This is a genomic window from Brevundimonas sp., from assembly GCF_035998205.1.
Taxonomy (GTDB): Bacteria; Pseudomonadota; Alphaproteobacteria; order Caulobacterales; family Caulobacteraceae; genus Brevundimonas.
In genome coordinates, this window is record NZ_DASYHT010000002.1 from 220,777 (window position 1) to 239,464 (window position 18,688).

17 protein-coding genes are annotated in these 18,688 nt (G+C 71.9%); 10 read left to right on the forward strand and 7 right to left on the reverse strand.

What is annotated here, in order from left to right; translation table 11 throughout:
- Positions 1 to 30 precede the first annotated feature (30 nt).
- The gene (gene cysQ / locus VGN74_RS01185; protein WP_327445531.1) at positions 31 to 846 is read left to right on the forward strand and encodes a 3'(2'),5'-bisphosphate nucleotidase CysQ; all 816 of its coding nucleotides are present in this window, start codon (positions 31 to 33) and stop codon (positions 844 to 846) included.
- Here the strand turns inward: cysQ and VGN74_RS01190 are convergent, their stop codons facing one another.
- From VGN74_RS01190 to cysK, 3 genes are all read right to left on the reverse strand, one after another.
- Entirely contained in the window at positions 847 to 1,275 is a 429-nt protein-coding gene (locus tag VGN74_RS01190; RefSeq protein ID WP_298276406.1) for a MucR family transcriptional regulator, read from the reverse strand. It lies immediately after the preceding gene.
- A 126-nt stretch (positions 1,276 to 1,401) separates the two neighbouring features.
- Positions 1,402 to 2,625, reverse strand: coding sequence for a DUF2336 domain-containing protein (locus VGN74_RS01195; RefSeq protein ID WP_327445532.1), 1,224 nt, complete (start codon positions 2,623 to 2,625; stop codon positions 1,402 to 1,404).
- Between the two features lie 56 nt (positions 2,626 to 2,681).
- Complete coding sequence (gene cysK, locus VGN74_RS01200) at positions 2,682 to 3,665, reverse strand: cysteine synthase A (protein WP_327445533.1); 984 nt, start codon at positions 3,663 to 3,665, stop codon at positions 2,682 to 2,684.
- Positions 3,666 to 3,877: 212 nt separating this feature from the next.
- On the opposite strand from cysK, the gene VGN74_RS01205 reads away from it, so the two are divergent.
- Positions 3,878 to 5,320: an NADP-dependent isocitrate dehydrogenase gene (locus VGN74_RS01205; RefSeq protein WP_327445534.1), complete on the forward strand. Its 1,443-nt coding sequence runs from the start codon at positions 3,878 to 3,880 to the stop codon at positions 5,318 to 5,320.
- An 84-nt stretch (positions 5,321 to 5,404) separates the two neighbouring features.
- Positions 5,405 to 6,343, forward strand: a complete 939-nt coding sequence (locus VGN74_RS01210) for a septation protein IspZ (protein WP_327445535.1) — start codon at positions 5,405 to 5,407, stop codon at positions 6,341 to 6,343.
- A gap of 6 nt (positions 6,344 to 6,349) precedes the next feature.
- On the opposite strand, the gene VGN74_RS01215 is transcribed toward VGN74_RS01210, so the two are convergent.
- Positions 6,350 to 7,135: a LytTR family DNA-binding domain-containing protein gene (locus VGN74_RS01215; RefSeq protein WP_327445536.1), complete on the reverse strand. Its 786-nt coding sequence runs from the start codon at positions 7,133 to 7,135 to the stop codon at positions 6,350 to 6,352.
- Positions 7,136 to 7,281: 146 nt separating this feature from the next.
- On the opposite strand from VGN74_RS01215, the gene VGN74_RS01220 reads away from it, so the two are divergent.
- The gene (locus VGN74_RS01220; RefSeq protein ID WP_327445537.1) at positions 7,282 to 8,256 is read left to right on the forward strand and encodes an alpha/beta hydrolase family protein; all 975 of its coding nucleotides are present in this window, start codon (positions 7,282 to 7,284) and stop codon (positions 8,254 to 8,256) included.
- 14 nt (positions 8,257 to 8,270) lie between these two features.
- Here VGN74_RS01220 and VGN74_RS01225 read toward each other — a convergent pair whose 3' ends face one another.
- Entirely contained in the window at positions 8,271 to 9,605 is a 1,335-nt protein-coding gene (locus VGN74_RS01225) for a flavin monoamine oxidase family protein (protein WP_327445538.1), read from the reverse strand.
- A gap of 110 nt (positions 9,606 to 9,715) precedes the next feature.
- Here VGN74_RS01225 and fliI point away from each other — a divergent pair, with 110 nt between their 5' ends.
- The 4 genes from fliI to VGN74_RS01245 all read left to right on the forward strand — a co-directional run bounded on the left by fliI (position 9,716) and on the right by VGN74_RS01245 (position 14,236).
- Complete coding sequence (fliI, locus tag VGN74_RS01230) at positions 9,716 to 11,068, forward strand: flagellar protein export ATPase FliI (RefSeq protein WP_327445539.1); 1,353 nt, start codon at positions 9,716 to 9,718, stop codon at positions 11,066 to 11,068.
- Positions 11,065 to 11,475: a flagellar export protein FliJ gene (locus tag VGN74_RS01235; protein WP_327445540.1), complete on the forward strand. Its 411-nt coding sequence runs from the start codon at positions 11,065 to 11,067 to the stop codon at positions 11,473 to 11,475. Before fliI ends, VGN74_RS01235 begins: the two co-directional genes overlap by 4 nt.
- 23 nt (positions 11,476 to 11,498) lie before the next feature.
- A complete protein-coding gene (locus VGN74_RS01240) occupies positions 11,499 to 12,560 on the forward strand; it encodes an endo-1,4-beta-xylanase (protein WP_327445541.1) in 1,062 nt (353 codons plus the stop codon).
- Positions 12,561 to 12,721: 161 nt separating this feature from the next.
- A complete protein-coding gene (locus VGN74_RS01245) occupies positions 12,722 to 14,236 on the forward strand; it encodes a methyl-accepting chemotaxis protein (protein ID WP_327445542.1) in 1,515 nt (504 codons plus the stop codon).
- On the opposite strand, the gene VGN74_RS01250 is transcribed toward VGN74_RS01245, so the two are convergent.
- Positions 14,237 to 15,004, reverse strand: coding sequence for a tRNA1(Val) (adenine(37)-N6)-methyltransferase (locus VGN74_RS01250; protein WP_327445543.1), 768 nt, complete (start codon positions 15,002 to 15,004; stop codon positions 14,237 to 14,239).
- Positions 15,005 to 15,118: 114 nt separating this feature from the next.
- Here VGN74_RS01250 and VGN74_RS01255 point away from each other — a divergent pair, with 114 nt between their 5' ends.
- Together VGN74_RS01255 and VGN74_RS01260 are read left to right on the forward strand one after the other, a co-directional pair.
- Positions 15,119 to 16,144, forward strand: a complete 1,026-nt coding sequence (locus VGN74_RS01255) for a polyprenyl synthetase family protein (RefSeq protein WP_414643513.1) — start codon at positions 15,119 to 15,121, stop codon at positions 16,142 to 16,144.
- Between the two features lie 68 nt (positions 16,145 to 16,212).
- The gene (locus VGN74_RS01260; protein WP_327445544.1) at positions 16,213 to 17,406 is read left to right on the forward strand and encodes a hypothetical protein; all 1,194 of its coding nucleotides are present in this window, start codon (positions 16,213 to 16,215) and stop codon (positions 17,404 to 17,406) included.
- Between the two features lie 36 nt (positions 17,407 to 17,442).
- On the opposite strand, the gene VGN74_RS01265 is transcribed toward VGN74_RS01260, so the two are convergent.
- Complete coding sequence (locus tag VGN74_RS01265) at positions 17,443 to 18,648, reverse strand: pyridoxal phosphate-dependent aminotransferase (RefSeq protein ID WP_327445545.1); 1,206 nt, start codon at positions 18,646 to 18,648, stop codon at positions 17,443 to 17,445.
- Positions 18,649 to 18,688: the final 40 nt, after the last annotated feature.

Here is an 18,688-nt window from a genome sequence, read left to right on the forward strand (position 1 = left end):
CCAACCGCCGCGGCGGCGTATCAGCGGCGCATGACTCCCGCCCCGACCGGCGATCCCGCCGCTGACCTCGCCTCCGGCGCCCTCGAGGCCGCCCTCGTCGATCTGGCCGAGGCGGCGGCGGCGCTGATCCTGCCCTTCTGGCGCACCGGCGTCACCGCGGCCCGCAAGGCCGACGACAGCCCGGTGACCGAGGCGGATCAACGCGCCGAGGCGCTGATCCTCGCCGGCCTGTCGCAGCTCTGGCCGGATGTGCCTGCGGTGGCCGAGGAGGCGGCGGCGGCCGGGGCCGAGCTGCGCACCGGGGCCTGGTGGTGGCTGGTGGATCCGCTGGACGGCACCCGCGGTTTCGTCGCCGGCAAGGACGCCTTCACCGTCAACATCGCCCTGATGCGTGGAGACGATCCGGCAGCCGGAGCGGTGGTGGCCCCGGCGCTGGGCCGGACCTGGACGTCAGCGCACGGGACGTCAGCGCACGGGACGGCGGCGGGCGGGGCCCGGCAGCGGGAAACGGGCGGGCCCTGGCGACCGCTCAAGGCGCGGTCGCGGCCGGACGCGCCCGAGATGGTGATCAGCCATTCCGTCGGCCGCGACGAGGCCGCGGCGCTGGCGGCGGCGCATGGCGCGGCGCGCTGGCGCGGCGTCGACTCCTCGCTGAAGTTCTGCCTGATCGCCGGGGGCGAGGCGGACCTCTATCCGCGGACCGGGCCGACGTCCGAGTGGGACACGGCGGCGGGGCAGGCCGTGCTGGAAGCTGCCGGCGGGACGGTCTGCGACCACGAAAAAGCCCGGCTGCGCTATGGCAAGCCGGGCTTCCTCAACGGCGCGTTCGTGGCGCGCGGCGCCTGATTACTTCTTGGCGCGGCCGGCGCGGGCCGGCTTACGGCCGCCCTGGCCGAGGCCCATCTGCTTGGCCAGCTCCGAGCGGGCGCGGGCGTAGTTCGGGGCGACCATCGGGTAGTCCTTCGGCAGGCCCCACTTGGCGCGATACTCTTCCGGGCTCATGTCGTACTTGGTGCGCAGGTGGCGCTTCAGCGACTTGAACTTCCGACCGTCCTCCAGACAGATCAGGTAGTCCGGGGTGATCGACTTGCGAACCGGCACGGCCGGCTCCTGCGGGGTCGGCTCGGGCTCGACCGGGCCGCTCGAGATCTGCGACAGCGCCGTGTGGATGTTCTGGATCAGTTGCGGCAGCGTCGCCGCCTCGACCGAATTGTTGCCGACATAGGCCGACACGATGTCGGCGGTCATCTCCAGAAGCTCAGACTTCTGTTCCATACGAACGTTTTCCAGATCAGTGTTTATGAAATCGTGCAGGCGAGGCCCGTTTACGGCTTCGCCGATACACGTATTCCCCGGCCCGATCAACATGGCCGCACAAGAGCTGGCGTGACGCTTTCCAGATCAGACGGGGCGTCTGAAGTCCTGCGACAAGGTCAGAATGGCGAGTCTTTCGGGCGTCGCATAGGGATCGGCCGCGTCTTCATCGCCGTCGCGGATCGCCTGGAGCAGCCGCGGCGACAGGGCCGAGGACAGGGCCCAGTTCCAGTAGCGCAGCACGGTCTGGGCGCGGTCCACCGCCAGCATCTCCCAGGTCTGCTGCACCCGCTCCCAGGTTGGATGCGGGGCCCCGGTCTCGTCGGTCTCCGGCCGGCGCAGGGCGCGCCACAGCGCCGCGAGGTCGTTGCGGTCGAGCCCGGTGGCCTTGCACAGGATGGCGACCGGCTCGCCGCCGAGGTCGCCGAGAATCTTGGCGCCGGTCAGGGGTTTGACCCCCGCCAGATAGGCGATTTCTGTCGCCGTCTCGCGGCTCAGACCCTCGCGCGCCGCATGGGCGATGGCGGCTTCCAGATCGGCGAAGGGGCTTTTCTCGATGGCCGCCCGGTTGCGCTGCCGGCGCTCAATGAACTGCAGCGCCTTGCGCGCCACCGGGTCCGACCAGTTCTCGGCCGCCGCCATGGCGAACACGTCCTCCGCCACCTCCTGCATCACTTCGCGGGAGACGGCGAAGCGCTGCAGGATCAGGCGGCGCTCGTCGGGACCGCACCACCAGAACATGGCGTAGGCGCCCGAGGGGCGCAGCTCGGGTCGACGCAGGAGCAGGTCGCACAGGGCCGGATGATCGCGGCTGAGCCCGACCATCATCTCGATCCCCGGAGGCGACAGACGGGCGGTCGCGTTGCGCAACAGCGCGGCCACCACCTCGGGCTCGCCCGGGGACATCAGGGTCTCGGTCAGGACCTCCGACAGGCCTCTCCGCTGGGCCATCAGCAGCCGATGTTCGATGCCCGTGTCCTGGGCAGCGGCGCAAAGGTCGGCGTCGGTCAGGGCGGCGCACCGCTCGATCAGCAGACCGGCGATGTCCGGCGTGTCGCGCAGGAGCAGCCGGGCGAGGGCGTTGGGCAGTTCGCTGAGCGGGGCGAGCCGCGCGGCCACCCGAAGCCGCTCCTTCGGCTCGGCCAGACGCAGCATCTCGACCAGCAGGTCGCCCACCACTGACCGCTCGAAGGCGTTGATGCGGCTGGCAGGCAGGGAGACGACGTCGGCCAGACGCTTCAGCAGCGCCTGGCGGGCGCGATGGCCCTCGGGCCCGGGGCCCGGGGCGGCGAGGGCCGCAGCGTCGGTCATGACGCCCCGAGGCTAGGGCCGAGAGGGTTAATCGGCGATGACGGGTCGGCTGCGGCTCACAGTCCCTCGAAAAGGGCCGTCGACAGATAGCGCTCGGCGAAGCTGGGGATGATGGCGACGATGGTCTTGCCGGCGTTCTCGTCGCGGGCGGCGAGGCGGAAGGCGGCGGTCAGGGCGGCGCCCGAGCTGATCCCGACCGGCAGGCCTTCGGTGCGCGCCGCGCGCCGGGCCATGTCGAAGGCGTCCTCGTTGGAGACCTGCTCGACGGCGTCGATCATCGAGCGATCGACCACAGACGGTACGAAGCCGGCGCCGATGCCCTGAATCTTGTGCGGGCCTGGCTCGCCGCCGGACAGCACCGGGCTGGCGGTCGGCTCGACGGCGACCATCTGCAGGCCGGGCTTGCGCGCCTTCAGCACCTGGCCGACACCGGTGATGGTGCCGCCGGTGCCGACGCCGGCGACCACGATGTCGACCGCGCCGGAGGTGTCGGCCCAGATCTCCTCCGCCGTCGAGACGCGGTGGATGGCCGGGTTGGCGGGGTTGTCGAACTGGGCCGGGGAGACCGCGCCCGGGGTCCGCTCCAGCAGTTCCTGGGCCATGGCGATGGCGCCCTTCATGCCCTTCTCGGCCGGGGTCAGGACCAGCTCGGCGCCGAGCAGGGCCAGCATCTTGCGGCGCTCGATCGACATGCTCTCGGGCATGACGAGGATCAGGCGATAGCCCTTGGCGGCGGCGACGAAGGCCAGGGCGATGCCGGTGTTGCCGCTGGTCGGCTCGATCAGCACGCTGCCGGGGCCGATCTTCCCGGCCTGCTCCAGCGCCTCGATCATGGCCACGCCGATCCGGTCCTTGACCGAGGCGATCGGGTTGAAGAACTCCAGCTTGGCCAGCACGGTGGCCTTCGGGGTCAGCTCGCCGGACAGCCGCGGGAGGGCCACCAGCGGCGTGTCGCCGATGGTGTCGAGGATCGAGGCGTAGACCTTGCCGCGACCGGCCTTGCGATGGCGGGCGGCGTCATAGGCGGGCAGGTCGGACATCGGGCGCTCCAGTCTGGCGGAGCCCCTGATCTATGTCCGCGGACGGGCCGCCACAACAGTCGCCGCCGCAGGGTCTCTCAAGGCGGCGTCAGGGGGACTGAAGACCCACGGCGGGGCGGGCATATCCAAAACTTATCACAGTCATTACGGCCATGAGGTTTCGTCAAGTGTTGGGGCCCTGTAGGAGGCGCGCCACATTCACAGGAGTTCCCATGACCCAGCGCGTCACGGTCGCCTTCGGCGACGGCATCGGCCCGGAAATCATGACCGCCACCCTCTCGGTCCTCGACGCCGCGGGCGCGGACCTGCGCTATGACGTCATCGACATCGGCGAGCGCGTCTATAACGCCGGTCACACCTCGGGCATCGCGCCGGAGTCCTGGGATAGCCTGCGCCGCAACGGGGTGTTCCTGAAGGCCCCGATCACCACCCCCCAGGGCGGCGGCTTCAAGTCCCTGAACGTGACGATCCGCAAGACGGTGGGCCTCTACGCCAACGTCCGGCCGTGCACCGCCTGGGCCCCGTTCGTGCGCACGCGCCATCCCGGGATGGACGTGGTCATCGTGCGCGAGAACGAGGAGGACCTCTACGCCGGGATCGAGCACCGCCAGACCACCGAGGTCTACCAGTGCCTGAAGATCGTCAGCCGCCCGGGCTGCGAGCGCATCGTCCGCTACGCCTTCGAGTACGCGCGCGCCAACGGCCGCCGCAAGGTCAGCTGCTTCACCAAGGACAACATCATGAAGCTGACCGACGGCCTGTTCCACCAGGTCTTCAACGAGATCGGCGCTGAATACCCCGACATCGAGAAGGACCACTGGATCATCGACATCGGCGCGGCGCGGCTGGCCGACACGCCGGAGATGTTCGACGTCATCGTCACGCCGAACCTGTACGGCGACATCATCTCGGACATCGCGGCGCAGATCGCCGGCTCGGTCGGCATGGGCGGCAGCGCCAACATCGGCGGCACGATCGCCATGTTCGAGGCGGTGCACGGCTCGGCCCCTGACCTCGCCGGCAAGGGGGTCGCCAACCCCTCGGGCCTGCTGCTGTCGGCGGTGATGATGCTGAACCATCTGGGCCGCAGCGAGGTGGCCGAGCGCATCCACAACGCCTGGCTGGCCACGCTCGAGGACGGGATCCATACGCCCGACGTTTATGACCCGGCGATCTCGCGCGAGAAGGTCGGCACGGACGGCTTCGCCCAGGCGGTGATCGCGCGGCTCGGGCGTCGTCCCGAGCGCCTGACCCCGGTCAGCTACGCCGGCGCCGCGCCGCTGCGACTGGAGCCGGCCGAGAGCGCCCGCCGCCCGGCCGCCAGCAAGACCACGGTCGGCGTCGACCTGTTCGTCGAGTTCCGCGACGGCTCGCCCGACACCCTGGCCGCCCGCCTGCAGTCGGTCGAGGACAACCGGCTGAAGCTGAAGATGGTCACCAACCGCGGGGTAAAGGTGTGGCCGGACGGGGCCCCCGAGACCCTGCTCACCGACCACTGGCGCTGCCGCTTCATGAACGGCGGCGGACCGGTCACGGTGCAGGAGATCGCCGCCCTGCAGCTGCGCGCCGCCGAGGCCGGGATCGAGTTCATCAAGACCGAGCACCTGTGCGACTTCGACGGCCAGCCCGGCTACAGCCTCGGTCAGGGGCAGTAGGGCGCGACGCCGCGCGGACTTGAGTGCGGGGCCGCGGTCGGCCACGGGTCGCACCGCGCCCCCCATGTCTGCTCCGGACTCGCCATGCCGCTTCGCCTCACCCGCTTCACCCGCACCTTCACGGTCGATGGCGCGAAGCTTGTCGTTCTGCACGAGACCTTCACGGACAGCTCACGCTCGACCCTGACGGCGGACGGGGTCGAGGTCGCCGCCGACGGGGTCGGCAAGGGCGGACCCGATCCCCTCCGCAACCATATCCTGCGCTGGGAGCGACCGGACGGGAGCGTTGTCGAGGTCGAGGTGGGGCCCGCCAACGCCTGGACCTATGGCCTGCGGGCGCGCCGCGACGGCGTCGTGGTGTTCGAAACGCACCTCGGCCGCCCGCTGGGCTTCGGCCCGCGGCTGCGCCGCCTTGCCGAAGGCGTCGACGGTCCCGAGGCGATGGCGCAGCACGCCCGCAACGCGGCGGCCTGGAAGCGCAACTGGCCGTCGCTGGCCACGGACATCAGCCTCGGTCTCGCCTTCTTCTTCGTGGCGCGGGAGTTCGGGCTTGTCACGGCGGCGGTCAGCGGGGCCGTCGCCGGCCTCCTGCTGTGGGGCGTGCAGAAGGTGATCCGGGTGGACCTGCTGGGCGGCCTTGCGGTGTTCGGCATCGCCATGGGGCTGTTGTCCGCCGCCTTCGCCCTGGCCTTCCAGGACGAGCGGTTCGTGCAGCATCGCGGCACCGTCCTCGGCGTCATCGGGGCGCTGCCGTTTCTCGCCGACGGTCTGTTCCGCCAGGGGCAACTGCTGGCGGTCCGGCTGGCGCGCTATCTCGCCTTCGAGGTCGATGCGGCGCGGCTCGGCGTGGCCATGGGGCTGATCGGTCTGGCCTCGGCGAGCATGAACGCCGTGGCGGTGGTCCTGCTCTCGCGCGACGCCTGGCTGGTGTTCAGCACCTTTCTGGATGTGCCGATCGTCATGGTGATGTTCCTGATCGCGCTCGGCTGGGTCCGGCGCGGCCCCAACCCCCGGCTCCACTGATCCGCTTCAGTCGGCGGGCGGCAGCCAGCCGGCGGCCCGCAGGGGCGCGACATTGGCGCGGGACACCGGGGTCCGCAGGCCGCCGCGCAGCCTGAGCCGCCAGTTGCGCCCGTCCGGCTCGGCCGCCTCGACCGCGGCGCGCGCCACCCACCACGAGCGATGCACCCGCCAGCCCTCCACGCCGGCGAGGGCGGCGATGGCCTGGCTCATGGACATCAGCTCCAGCCGCGAGCCGGTCGGGGTGTGGATGCGGACGTAGTGGTCCTCCATCTGCAGGCAGATCACGCCTTCGCGGCGCCAGGCGGGGAGGGGGGAGGCCGCGGCTCCAGCGGGGTCCGCCGTCGCGGGCGGGCCGGCCGGCGTGGCCGGGGCCCAGGCGCGCCGCACCAGCAGGGCGGCGCCGACCGCGACCACGCTGAGCAGCAGGCTCTGGCCATACCATTCCAGCAGGCCGACGCGGCTGTCGATCCACGGCCAGAGGGCCTGGGCCCCGACGCGGCTGACGGCGGCGACGGGCACGGCGGCGGCGGCGATCACCGGCGGGGCCCACAGCCATAGCGGCAGGCGGGCGCGCGCCGCCGCCTGGGCCGCGGCCGGGACGATCACCGCGTAGAGCAGGCTGGCGACCCAGAAGGTGACGACGAAATAGGCGATGCGCTCGCCCGCGCCGCCGTTGCGGTAGCTGCCGAAGGGGCCGAGCAGGCCAAGGAAAACGCCCGCGGCCGTCGACAGGGCGACGGCGATCCCGAGGCGAGCGAGGGCCGGGGAGGGGCGGGCGAGGCGGCGCAGCATGGTCCTCGCCATAGCCGAGCCGGGCCCCGGATGCAGCCCCGTCGGCCCGCCGGCGAACCCGTTCGCCCGTTGGCGAAGCGGCGCTGGCGAGGCTGGCCCGGCGGCGGCATCGGAGGGTCATCGCAACCCGCACCGGATCGCTTCCCATGACCTCCCGCCTCGCCCTGATCGCCGCCCTCGCCGCCGCCCTCGGCGCCGCCGTTCCGACTCCCGGCCTGGCCGGGGCCCCGGCGACCGCCGCCACGCCTGTCCAGGCCGCCGCCGCCGTGACGCGCCTGCGCCTGTCCATTCCCGACGGCGATGGTCCGGCGATCGAGGGCGGCGTCTGGCTGCCGCCGGGCGCCGCCCCGGGCGCCCGGGCGCCGCTCGTGGTCATCTCGCACGGCAATGGCGGCAGCTGGACCGGCCACGCCGCGACCGCGGAGGCCCTCGCCCGCGCCGGCTTCATGGTCGCCGCCCTCAGCCACACCGGAGACAACTACCGCGACCAGAGCCGGGCCACGGAGGTGGCCGAGCGGCCGCGCCAGCTCAAGCGCCTGATCGACCACATGGTGGAGACCGGGGCCGGCGGGCTGCAGGTCGATCCCGCTCGCATCGGCGCCTTCGGCTTCTCCTCGGGCGGCTTCACCGTGCTGGCCGCCGCCGGCGGGCGGCCCGACCTGACCCGGGTGATCGACCACTGTCGCGCCAACCCCGGCTTCTACGACTGCCGTCTGCTGGCGGCGCGAGGCTCCGCCCCGGTCGTGTATGCGCCCGAGTGGACCCACGACGGCCGTATCCGGGCCGTCGTCGCCGCGGCGCCCGCCCTGGGCTACACCTTCGGCCGCGAGGGCCTCGCCGACGTCACGGTTCCGGTGCAGCTGTGGCGCCCGTCGCAAGACCGCGTCCTGCCGCATCCCTTCTACGCCCAGGCGGTCCACGACGCCCTGCCGACGCCGCCCGACTACCGCGTGGTCGAGGGGGCGGATCACTTCGACATGATGCCGCCCTGCTCGGCCGAGCTCGCCGCCGCCGCGCCGATGGTCTGCGCCCCCACGCCGGGCTTCGACCGCGCCGCCTTCCAGCAGGCCTTCAACGCCGAGGTCGCGGCCTTCTTCACCAGGGAACTGGCGCCACGCTGAGCGGACCTGGTGGTTTAACGTGCGAGGGCCGCCGCAGCCCGTCCCGACAGGAGGGCCCCGTGCACTGTGCCCGGGTGCTCGGCGGCGGCGGCCTCGCCGGCGAAGATCAGTCTGCCGTCCCAGTCGGGTCCGGCCAGCGCCCGACGCGTGGCAGCCCCGGTTCCGACGGCGTTGAAGGAGTAGGCCCCCAACGCCAGAGGATCCTGGGCCCAGCGGGTCACCTGGACTGCGACGGGAGCCGGGAAGCTGGATCCGAACATGGCGCGCAGGGCCTCGACGGCCGCGTCGCGGGTGGCGGCGTCGTCGAGCGCTTCGACGTCACGCGCCGCGCCGCCGGCGTTGAACCCCGCCAGCACAGGCGCTCCTGTGGCCCGGGCGAGGCTGATCCACTCGGCCCAGTGGCCGTCGCGCGCCCCCAGCCAGCCAAGCCAGTCGACGGTGTCCGGCCAGGCGACCTGCTCGAAGCGCAGCCAGCACTTGTTGAGGAGGCCCACGCCAAGGGTGTCGATGGCCGCCTGACGGGCGGGCGCGAGCGGCTCCTCCAGCGCCACCCGGCCCGCCTGCAGGACCCCCAGCGGAAGGGTCAGTACGACGCGCTCGCCGGCCAGCACCTCGCCGTCGCCAAGGGTCACGGCCACGCCTGCGCCGCGGGGGGCTATAGCGGCGACGGGGCGGCCAAGCTGGACGTTCAGGCCTCTCGCGAGGTGATCCACCAACTGGTCATAGCCGTCGGGAAACAGGACGTCTTCTCCGGGGAAGGCCTCGCCCTCGTCGAAGCGCCAGGATGAAAGCGCCGTCCAGTCGCCGCCGTACTCATGCTCGATCGCGCTGTTGACCCAGGCTCGAATGTGTCGCCGTGCGCTGACATCCGCATCGGTCCACGCCGGCGAGAGCTCCACGGCGCGGGCCAGGGATACATCCCCGGTCAGGCCCTCGGCAGCGGCGCGAGCGGCTTCGACAAGTTGTGCGGCGGGAGCCAGAACAGCGTCAGGGTCCACCGGGCGCCCGCCGGCGTCCAGCGTCAGGCTGCGCTCGTAAGACGTGGCGACGCGGCGCGCCCCCGCAGCGTCAGCGAGAACGGTCAGCGGGTTGCCGCGCCCGCCGTGGATCCAGCTGGCGCCGAGGTCGACCGGGAGGTCAGGCCAGAGCCGGGAGGTACGCACGCGTCCACCGGGTCGGGCGCGCGCCTCGATCACCACCACGTCCCCGCCTGCCTCCGCCAGGGCGCGTGCGGCCGCAAGACCGGCGACCCCGCCGCCCACGATGATCGTTCGCCCTTCGGGCCCGGCCGCGCAGGTGGGCCTGGCGGCGACGGCGGCGAGCGCGGCGAGGACGGTGCGGCGGCGCATCAGGTTTCCTTCACGAGGGCGCGACGCCTCGGTCCGAGCATGCCGCCTTTATCCCGCGTTAACCACGTCAGGCCACCCTTCGAGCGTTCCCCGTCAGAGGCCGTCGCCCGTTGCGTAATCTCATCGCCGCCGTCGACGCGATCGATCCACTCAGCGTCACCGGCAAGGTGGCGGGGGTCAACGGCCTGCTGATCGAGAGCCGTGGCGGCCTCAGCCGGCTGGCGGTCGGGGCGCGGGCCGAGATCCAGCGCCTGCACCAGCCGCCCCTGCCGGCCGAGGTGGTCGGCTTCCGCGACGCCAAGGCGCTGCTGATGCCGTTCGGTCCGGTCGAGGGGGTGGCCCCCGGCGCCGACATCCGCATCATCGATTCCGCCGCCGCCGTGCGGCCGACGTCGGCGTGGCTGGGGCGGATCGTCGACGCCTTCGGCCAGCCGATCGACGGCAAGGGCCCGCTGCCGACCGGTCCGGTTCCCTATCCGCTGCGCGCGCCGCCGCCGCCGGCCCACGCCCGCGGCCGGGTCGGCGAGCGGCTCGACCTCGGCGTCCGCGCCATGGACGTCTTCACCACCACCTGCCGGGGCCAGCGCCTGGGCATCTTTGCGGGTTCGGGCGTCGGCAAGTCGGTGCTGCTGTCGATGCTGGCGCGCCAGGCCAGCTGCGATGCGGTCGTCGTTGGCCTGATTGGCGAGCGGGGCCGGGAGGTGCGCGAGTTCATCGAGGAGACGCTCGGGGAGGCGGGCCTCGCCCGCGCCATCGTGGTCGTCGCCACCTCGGACGAGCCGGCCCTGAAGCGCCGCCAGGCCGCCTACATGACCCTGGCCCTGGCCGAGTTCCTGCGCGATCAGGACCTCGAGGTCCTGTGTCTGATGGACTCGGTGACCCGCTTCGCCATGGCCCAGCGGGAGATCGGTCTGGCCGCCGGCGAGCCGCCGACCACCAAGGGCTACACCCCGACCGTGTTCACCGAACTGCCCAAGCTGCTGGAGCGCGCCGGGCCCGGGCCGCGCCGCCCGGACGGCACCACGGCGGGACCGATCACCGCCCTGTTCACCGTGCTGGTGGACGGCGGCGACCACGACGAACCGATCGCCGACGCCGTGCGCGGGATCCTCGACGGCCACATCGTCATGGACCGCAAGATCGCCGAGCGCGGCCGCTTCCCGGCCATCGACGTGCTCAAGTCCGTCAGCCGCACCCTGCCGGGCTGCCAGTCGTCCGCGGAGTGGGACCTGACGCGCCGCGCCCGCCAGAGCCTGAGCGCCTACACCAACATGGAGGAGCTGATCCGCATCGGCGCCTACCGTGCGGGCGCCGATCCGATCGTCGACCGGGCCATCGCCCTGAACCCCGGTCTGGAGGCCTTTCTCAGCCAGTCGCCCGACGAGGCGACGCCGATGGCCGAGAGCTTTAGCCGTCTGGAAACGATTCTGAATCAAGGGTTGCTGACGGAGGACCTGCCATGACCGCCTGGGCGCATTCCCTGATCCGGATTTCCAACCATCAGGTGGAGACGCTGCAGAAGCGCCTCGCCGAGATCACCGGGCGTCGGGCCTCGGCCGAGATGCGGCTGGCGGTGCTGGAGGCCGAGGCCGAGGTCGAGCGCGAGCGCGCCCGCCAGGACACCGACGCCAACATGATGCTGACCGCCTATCTCGATGGCTGGAAGCTGCGCCGCACCGTAGCCGAGGGCGATCTGGCGGTGATCGAGTCCGAAGAGGCCGGGGCCCGCGACGCCCTCAGCGAGGCCTTCGAGGAGCTCAAGAAGTTCGAGCATGTGGCCGAGGTGGCCCGGCTGGACCAGCTGGCCGCCCAGGGCAAGCGCGACGGCGCCGCGCTGGACGAACTGGGCCTGCGCCGCCGGTCGGCGTGATCCGCCCCCCGCCCCTGACCGCGATGCGGGCGACTCGCCGCGCCCTCCTTCTCTCCACGCTGGCCCTCGCCGCCTGCGGCCGGGCCCCCGTCCAGGCCGCGCCGGCGGCGGCGCCGCTGAAGGCGCTGGCCCCGGCCCCGGTCGGGGTCGCCGTGATGAGCGGCCAGCTCGACGATACGGCGTGGACGACCCTGGCCCGCCGCGAGATCTCCCAGCTCACGCCCGAGTGGGAGATGAAGATGGAGTACATCCTGGCCGAGGACGGCGGCTGGCGCTTCGACGCGCCCGACCGCATCGCCGCCTTCGCCCGGGCCAACGGGATGCGCCTGCACGGCCATGCCCTGATCTGGTACTCGCAGGGGCAGGACTGGTTCGAGGCGATCAAGCCGGCGCGCCGCGCCCGCGCCTTCGACGACTACATCGCCGTCGTGGCGGGGCGCTACCGCGGACAGCTGGCCGGCTGGGACGTGGTCAACGAGGCGGTGGCCGAGGACGGCGACGGCCTGCGCCACTGCCACTGGAGCGCCCGGTTCGGGCAGGACGGCTATATCGCCCGCGCCTTCGAGCAGACCCGCTCCGCCGACCCGGACGCGGTCCTCTTCCTGAACGACTACAATCTGGAGAACCTGCCGCTGAAGGGGGCGACCTTCCTGCGGCTGGTGGAGCGGCTGCTCGCCGCCGGGGCCCCGATCACGGGGATCGGCACCCAGGCGCACCTCGACATCGACATCCCGGCGGGACAGATCAGCGCCTTCATGCGCGACGCCGCCGCCTTCGGCCTGCCGATCCATGTGTCGGAGCTGGACGCGCCGATGGGCGCGGGTCTGCTGGACCGCGCGCGGCGCGACTCCCGCCGGGCGCTGCAGACCGCCCGCGTGATGGAGTATGCCGAGGCCTTCGCCGCCCTGCCCGAGCGTCAGCGCTACGCCTTCACCCTGTGGGGGCTGCGCGACGGCGACAGCTTCGTGAACCGGCAAGGGGGCGGGGACAGTCCCCTGGCCTTCGACGACGCCGGCCGGCCCACGGCCCTGCACCAGGCGCTGGTCCAGGGCTTCGGCCCGCGCGGGAGCGCCACCAAGCGCTGAGTCCTGACAGGACCGGCGGTCCTTCCGGACCATATCCGTAGAACCCCGTAGACAACGCGCCACAGCACTCCTGAACGCGCGTTAACGCCTCGCTCAACACGCTGGGCGATCAGTGTTCGCGGGGAAAGGGCCAAGGCGGCCCATGTCTACGGAGGAAGCCAATGTCCAACCAGGCGTTGCAGGACCGCCTGAACTTCATGCGCCTTGGCCCTGACGCCCAGGCGGCGCTGAACGCCAGTCAGGACGTGGTGCTGGGGGCCCTGCCGGACGCCCTGGACGCCTTCTACACCCAGGTGCGCGCCACGCCGGAGACGCGCCGCTTCTTCCGGGACGAGAACCATATCTCGGGTGCGCGCGGGCGCCAGATCGACCACTGGCGCGCCATCGCCGCCGGCCGGTTCGACGCCGACTTCATGGCGGCGGTCACCCAGGTCGGGAACACCCATGCCCGCATCGGGCTGGAGCCGCGCTGGTACATCGGCGGCTATGCGCTGGTGCTGGAGCACCTGCTGGGCAAGCTGATCGACTCGCACTGGCCCAAGGGCAGGCTGATGGGCGGCCGCAGCTCGTCGGCCGCGCTGAAGGCCCAGGCCGGGGCCATCGCCAAGGCGGTGATGCTCGACATGGACCTGGCTATCGCCGTCTATCTGGAAGCTGCCGAGGCGGCGCGAAAGACCGCCGAGGCCGAGGTGCTGCATACCGAGCGCCAACGGGTGGTGAAGACCGTCGGCGAGGCCATGGCGGCGCTCAGCCGCGGTGACCTCTCCCATGAGATGCCGGACGACATGCCGGAAGAGTACAGCCAGCTGCGCGCCGACTATCTGGCGGCGATCGACAGCCTGGCCGGGGCCGTGGCGGCGATCCGCAAGGCTTCCGACGCCATGGAGGGCGGGGCCCACGAGATCAGCACGGCGTCGCAGGACCTGTCGTCCCGCACGGAGCAGCAGGCCGCCAGCCTGAGCGAGACGGTCGAGACCGTCGGCCAGATCGTCTCGGCGGTGCGCCAGAGCGCCGACAACGCCCGGCAGGCGGCCGAGGCGGCCTCCACCGCGCGCAACGACGCGGAGCGCTCGGGCGAGATCATGGCCCAGGCCATCTCCGCCATGCAGCGGATCGAGGCCTCCTCGACCCAGATCGGCCAGATCATCGGGGTGATCGACGAGATCGCGTTCCAGACCAATCTGCTGGCGCTCAACGCCGGGGTCGAGGCCGCCCGCGCGGGCGATCAAGGCCGCGGCTTCGCCGTGGTCGCCCAGGAGGTCCGGGCCCTGGCCCAGCGGTCGGCCGAGGCGGCCAAGGAGATCAAGGATCTGATCGCCGGCAGCAGCACCGAGGTCGAGCACGGCGCGAAGCTGGTCAAGGACACCGGCTCGGCGCTGCAGAGCATCGTCGAGCGGGTCGGCCACATCGACGGCCTGATCGCCGACATCGCCGCGGCGTCGCGCGACCAGTCCGACAACCTGGATCAGGTCAACGCCATGGTCGGCAAGATGGACCAGACCACCCAGCACAACGCCGCCATGGCCGAGGAGTCCAACGCGGCGGCGGCCAGCCTGCAGGGCCAGTCGCAGGAGCTGTCGCGGCTGGTCTCCTACTTCCGGGTCAGCGGCGACGCTGCGGCGGCGACCGGGGCGCGGGGCCTGCAGGGCCGTCTGGCGGCGGCTGTGGCCGCCTGATCAGACCTCCAGACCGGCCTCGCCCTGCAGGATCGCTTCCGCGGCCGCCGTGTGACCCCCGCTCCGCTCATGCAGCACCAGGGGCGGGTGCAGGATCAGGGGGGCGCGGCCGCCGCGGATGGCGCGGACCAGCACCCGCTTGGCCGGGGCGTCGGCGAAGGGGTGCACGGGCCGCACGGCGAAGGAGCCGCAGCGGCGCTTCAGCCCCTCCAGGATGTCCGCCAGCCGGTCCGCCCGGTGGATCAGCAGCACCCGGCCGCCCTCGCGCGCGTTCAGCGACAGCAGGTCCAGCCAGGCCTGCAGGCCGTCGTCGGCCAGCCAGGCGTCGCGCTTGCCGGGGCCCGGCGCGCGCAGGGCCCCGGGGTCGTCGAAGAAGGGCGGGTTGCTGACGGCCCAGTCGAACCGGCCGCGCTCGTCGGCCAGCGGTCCGGCCGCGACCTCGCCGAGGCGCACCGCCCCCCGGTCCGCGAGGGCGTTGAGCCCGAGGTTTTCGCCAGCGAGGGCGGCCATGGCGGCATCGCGCTCCAGCCCCTGAAGCTGCACGTCCGGGCAACGCGCGCCGATCTGGCAGAGCACCGCGCCGGCCCCGCAGCCGGCCTCGAACACGCTCTGGCCGGGGCCGGCGGCGCAGGCGGCCGCCAGCAGGCCGGAGTCCATCCCGGCGCGATAGCCGCGTGTCGGCTGGCGCAGTTTCACCCGCCCTCCGAGGAACAGGTCCTCGCGCACAGGGGTTGACCCCGGCGCGGCGGCGGTAGATGCGACGGTCACGCGGCTTGACCCCTCATGGCCGGCTCACCATTGTCGGCGCAGCCGCGCCGGGGCAAGTCGTCGACGCGAATCCCGCGCGCTCCCCCGCGCCAAAACGAAGAAACGAGACCGCCTTTGGACGCCGCCCTCGCCGCAGCCCGCGCCCGGACCGACCGCCCGAAGGGCGACGCCGAGGCCCTGGCGCGCCTCGCGGGCCCCGACATGGCCGAGGTGGATCGCCTGATCCTCGAGCGCATGCAGTCGACCGTGCCGGTCATCCCGCTGCTGGCCGAGCATATTGTCTCGGCGGGCGGCAAGCGCCTGCGCCCGCTCATCGCCGTGGCCGCGGCCCGCGCCGTCGGCGGCCGGGACCTGGCCAACGCCCACCGCTTCGCCGCGGCGGTCGAGTTCATCCACACCGCCACCCTGCTGCACGACGATGTGGTCGACAGCTCCGAGCTGCGCCGCGGCAAGGTCGCCGCGCACCTGATCTGGGGCGCCCCGTCCAGCGTGCTGGTCGGCGACTTCCTGTTCGCCCGCGCCTTCGAGCTGATGGTCGACACCGGCCAGATGCGCGCCCTCGGGGTGCTGGCCAACGCCTCCAGCGTCATCGCCCAGGGCGAGGTGCTGCAGCTGACCCGCGCCCACGACCTCAAGCTGGACCAGGACACCTATCTGCGCATCATCGCCGCCAAGACCGCCGAGCTGTTCGCCGCGGCGGCGGAGACCGGGGCGCTGGCGGTCGAGGCCCCGGACGCGGCGGTGACGGCCCTGCGCAGCTATGGCCTGAACCTCGGCCTGGCGTTCCAGCTGGCCGACGACGCCCTCGACTACGGCGGGGCCTCCGAGGTGCTGGGCAAGAACGCCGGCGACGACTTCCGCGAGGGCAAGGTGACCCTGCCGCTGCTGGTGGCCATGGCCCGCACCGCCGGGCGCGAGGACGCCTTCTGGCGCGCCGCCATCGACGGTGGCCAGCGCGGTGACGAGGAGTTCCGCCGGGCGCGCGAGCTGATCCTCGGCACCGGCGCCCTGGCCGCCACCCTCGACATGGCCCACGACTACGCCGAGGCGGCCAAGACCGCCCTGCGCACGGTGGCGCCGGGGCCGTGGCGCACGGCGCTGGAAAGCCTCGCTGACTTCGCCGTCAGCCGGGCGGCCTGACGCGTTAAACACCTCTGGCGTATCGACGTTATTCGTCGTAGGGTTGCCCCTTCTCGGGAGGGGCGAAAATGAACAAGTCCGCGCAAGCGTTGATGGCAGGGGCGTTTCTGCTGATGGCAGGAGCTTCTGCTCACGCCCAGACGCCACCTGTGGAAGGCGAAACGCCGCCATCGCCCGCCGAGCAGCGGCGCACCGAACTGGAGCTGGAACGCGATATCGCCAAACTCGAGCAGGAAATCCGAACGCTGCGAACCCCGACTCTACCGGAATCCGGTGTTGAGGGCGAGATGAACGTTGGTGACGGGGCTGGCGAGGCGGAGGCAATGGTGCTCGCCGCGCGACACCTTGGAGACGTCGGAACCGGGATCATTTCGGATCTGGCGCGAGGAATGAATGGGCCGGTCTTTGTTGCTGGCGGTGACGTCTTCCCTGATCAGACACCCCTGCGCGTCTATGAAGTTCGGCACGCGGCGCTGACAGCGCAGTTGGGACGAGCTCGACTCATCGCGGACCAGATTACCGCTCCGGGCCTCGGCATTGCGGAAAGCGGAGGGCGAAAGGGCGTTGGCGCTCTATCCGCCGCGATTCCGCTGATCAATTCCCTGTTGAGCTATTTCCGCAGCGACTACGCAGCCGCGGGCCTTGATGTACCGGCTCTGGACGACGCCGCGCTTGTCGCTGCCGTGCTGGCCGCCGAGCCTCCGGGTCAGGCGCGGCGGCTACAGCCGATGACCGGACCCGTCAGCCGCGAGGTGGCTGTTGCACTGAGCTCCGAGCTTCTCGCTCTCGATGAGGCTCGCAGCGGCCTTGAGCCGGGACGGCGACGCTGCGTCCAGATGAGGGCGCTCGCCGAGGAGGAGGAGGCGGCAGCCGGCCGTCTGGCGTCGCGGCTGGATCTCTGCGCGCAGCTAGATCTTGCGCTGTCGGCCTATCAGACGTTTGGCGAAGAGCTTGCCGCGGACGATGGGGCCCAGCTTGGCGCCTTGCTCCGGCTTCGACAGGTGGCGCGTAACCTGGATCAGGCTGGAGCTTCGGTCCTCCTCGTGCGTCTTCACGCCTCGACTGGCGGCAGCTTCACGCAGACGAATGTCTTTTCTGCGCTGGGAGCCATGCCCTTTCATGTGACGACTTCCACAATCGCCAGTTGGCGTCAGCTCGACGGCCAGGGGCAGTTGGTCGCGGCGGGCTGGCAGCCAGCCTATTCCGGCTACCGTCGTCTTCAGGAGGTCGATGAGCTGATCAACGGCCCGCGCCGCGAATAGCGACCGTCACGCCCCCGCCCGAGGCCGGTCGACCCCTCAGCGCAGCCCCGCCGCGAAGCGCTGGATGCGGCGGCAGGCGTCTTCCAGCACCGCGTCCGAGGTGGCGTAGCTGATGCGGAAATAGGGGCTGAGGCCGAACGCCGCTCCGTGCACCACGGCCACGCCCTCGGCCTCCAGCAGGGCGGTGGCGAAGGCCTCGTCGCTGTCGATCACCTTGCCCTCCGCGGTCGCCTTGCCGATCAGGCCCTCGACCGACGGATAGACATAGAAGGCGCCCTCCGGGTTGGGGCAGCGGATGCCCGTGGCCTGGTTCAGCATCGACACCACCAGGTCGCGGCGGCGCTCGAAGGCGTCACGGCGCTCGCCGATGAAGTCCTGCGGCCCGTTCAGCGCCTCCACGGCGGCCCACTGGCTGATCGAGGAGGGGTTGGAGGTGGTCTGGCCGGCGACCTTGCGCATCAGGTCGATCAGCGGCTTCGGCCCGCCGGCATAGCCGATGCGCCAGCCGGTCATGGCGTAGGCCTTGGACACGCCGTTGACGGTCAGGGTGCGCTCGTAGAGCGACGGCGCGACCTGGGCGATGGTGGTGTATTCGAAGTCGCCGTAGATCAGGTGCTCGTACATGTCGTCGGTCATCACCCAGACGTGGGGATGCCGCGCCAGCACGCCGGCCAGGGCCTCAAGCTCGGCCCGGGTATAGGCCGCGCCGGTCGGGTTCGACGGGCTGTTGAGGATCAGCCACCTGGTCTTCGGCGTGATCGCCGCCTCCAGCGCCTCGGGCTTCAGCTTGAAGCCGTCGGCCTCGTGGCCGATCACCACCACCGGCTCGCCGCCGGCCAGCAGCACCATGTCCGGATAGCTGACCCAGTAGGGCGCCGGCACGATCACCTCGTCGCCGGGCGACAGGGTGGCCACCAGGGCGTTGTAGATCACCGCCTTGCCGCCCGGGGCGACATGGATCTGGTCGGTCCCGTAGGTCAGGCCGTTCTCGCGGGCGAACTTGGCGGCCACGGCGGCCTTCAGCTCGGGCAGGCCGTCGACGTCGGTGTACTTGGTCTCGCCGCGCTGGATGGCGGCGATGGCGGCGGCCTTGATGTTCTCCGGGGTGTCAAAGTCCGGCTCGCCGGCCCCGAGGCCGATCACGTCGCGGCCGGCGCGCTTGAGCTCCCGCGCCTTGGCGGTGACGGCGAGGGTCGCCGACGGCTTGACGCGGGCGAGGGCGGACGACTGCAGCTGGGACATGGACGAGTCTCGTTCGGGGAGAACGGCTGTTTACGGGCGG

Excerpts from the sequence above, each read along its gene's own strand:
- cysQ (WP_327445531.1), top strand. The coding sequence starts at position 31 with ATGACTCCCGCCCCGACCGGCGATCCCGCCGCTGACCTCGCCTCCGGC.
- VGN74_RS01190 (WP_298276406.1), bottom strand. The coding sequence starts at position 1,275 with ATGGAACAGAAGTCTGAGCTTCTGGAGATGACCGCCGACATCGTGTCG.
- VGN74_RS01195 (WP_327445532.1), bottom strand. The coding sequence starts at position 2,625 with ATGACCGACGCTGCGGCCCTCGCCGCCCCGGGCCCCGGGCCCGAGGGC.
- cysK (WP_327445533.1), bottom strand. The coding sequence starts at position 3,665 with ATGTCCGACCTGCCCGCCTATGACGCCGCCCGCCATCGCAAGGCCGGT.
- VGN74_RS01205 (WP_327445534.1), top strand. The coding sequence starts at position 3,878 with ATGACCCAGCGCGTCACGGTCGCCTTCGGCGACGGCATCGGCCCGGAA.
- VGN74_RS01210 (WP_327445535.1), top strand. The coding sequence starts at position 5,405 with ATGCCGCTTCGCCTCACCCGCTTCACCCGCACCTTCACGGTCGATGGC.
- VGN74_RS01215 (WP_327445536.1), bottom strand. The coding sequence starts at position 7,135 with ATGCTGCGCCGCCTCGCCCGCCCCTCCCCGGCCCTCGCTCGCCTCGGG.
- VGN74_RS01220 (WP_327445537.1), top strand. The coding sequence starts at position 7,282 with ATGACCTCCCGCCTCGCCCTGATCGCCGCCCTCGCCGCCGCCCTCGGC.
- VGN74_RS01225 (WP_327445538.1), bottom strand. The coding sequence starts at position 9,605 with ATGCGCCGCCGCACCGTCCTCGCCGCGCTCGCCGCCGTCGCCGCCAGG.
- VGN74_RS01235 (WP_327445540.1), top strand. The coding sequence starts at position 11,065 with ATGACCGCCTGGGCGCATTCCCTGATCCGGATTTCCAACCATCAGGTG.
- VGN74_RS01240 (WP_327445541.1), top strand. The coding sequence starts at position 11,499 with ATGCGGGCGACTCGCCGCGCCCTCCTTCTCTCCACGCTGGCCCTCGCC.
- VGN74_RS01245 (WP_327445542.1), top strand. The coding sequence starts at position 12,722 with ATGTCCAACCAGGCGTTGCAGGACCGCCTGAACTTCATGCGCCTTGGC.
- VGN74_RS01260 (WP_327445544.1), top strand. The coding sequence starts at position 16,213 with ATGAACAAGTCCGCGCAAGCGTTGATGGCAGGGGCGTTTCTGCTGATG.
- VGN74_RS01265 (WP_327445545.1), bottom strand. The coding sequence starts at position 18,648 with ATGTCCCAGCTGCAGTCGTCCGCCCTCGCCCGCGTCAAGCCGTCGGCG.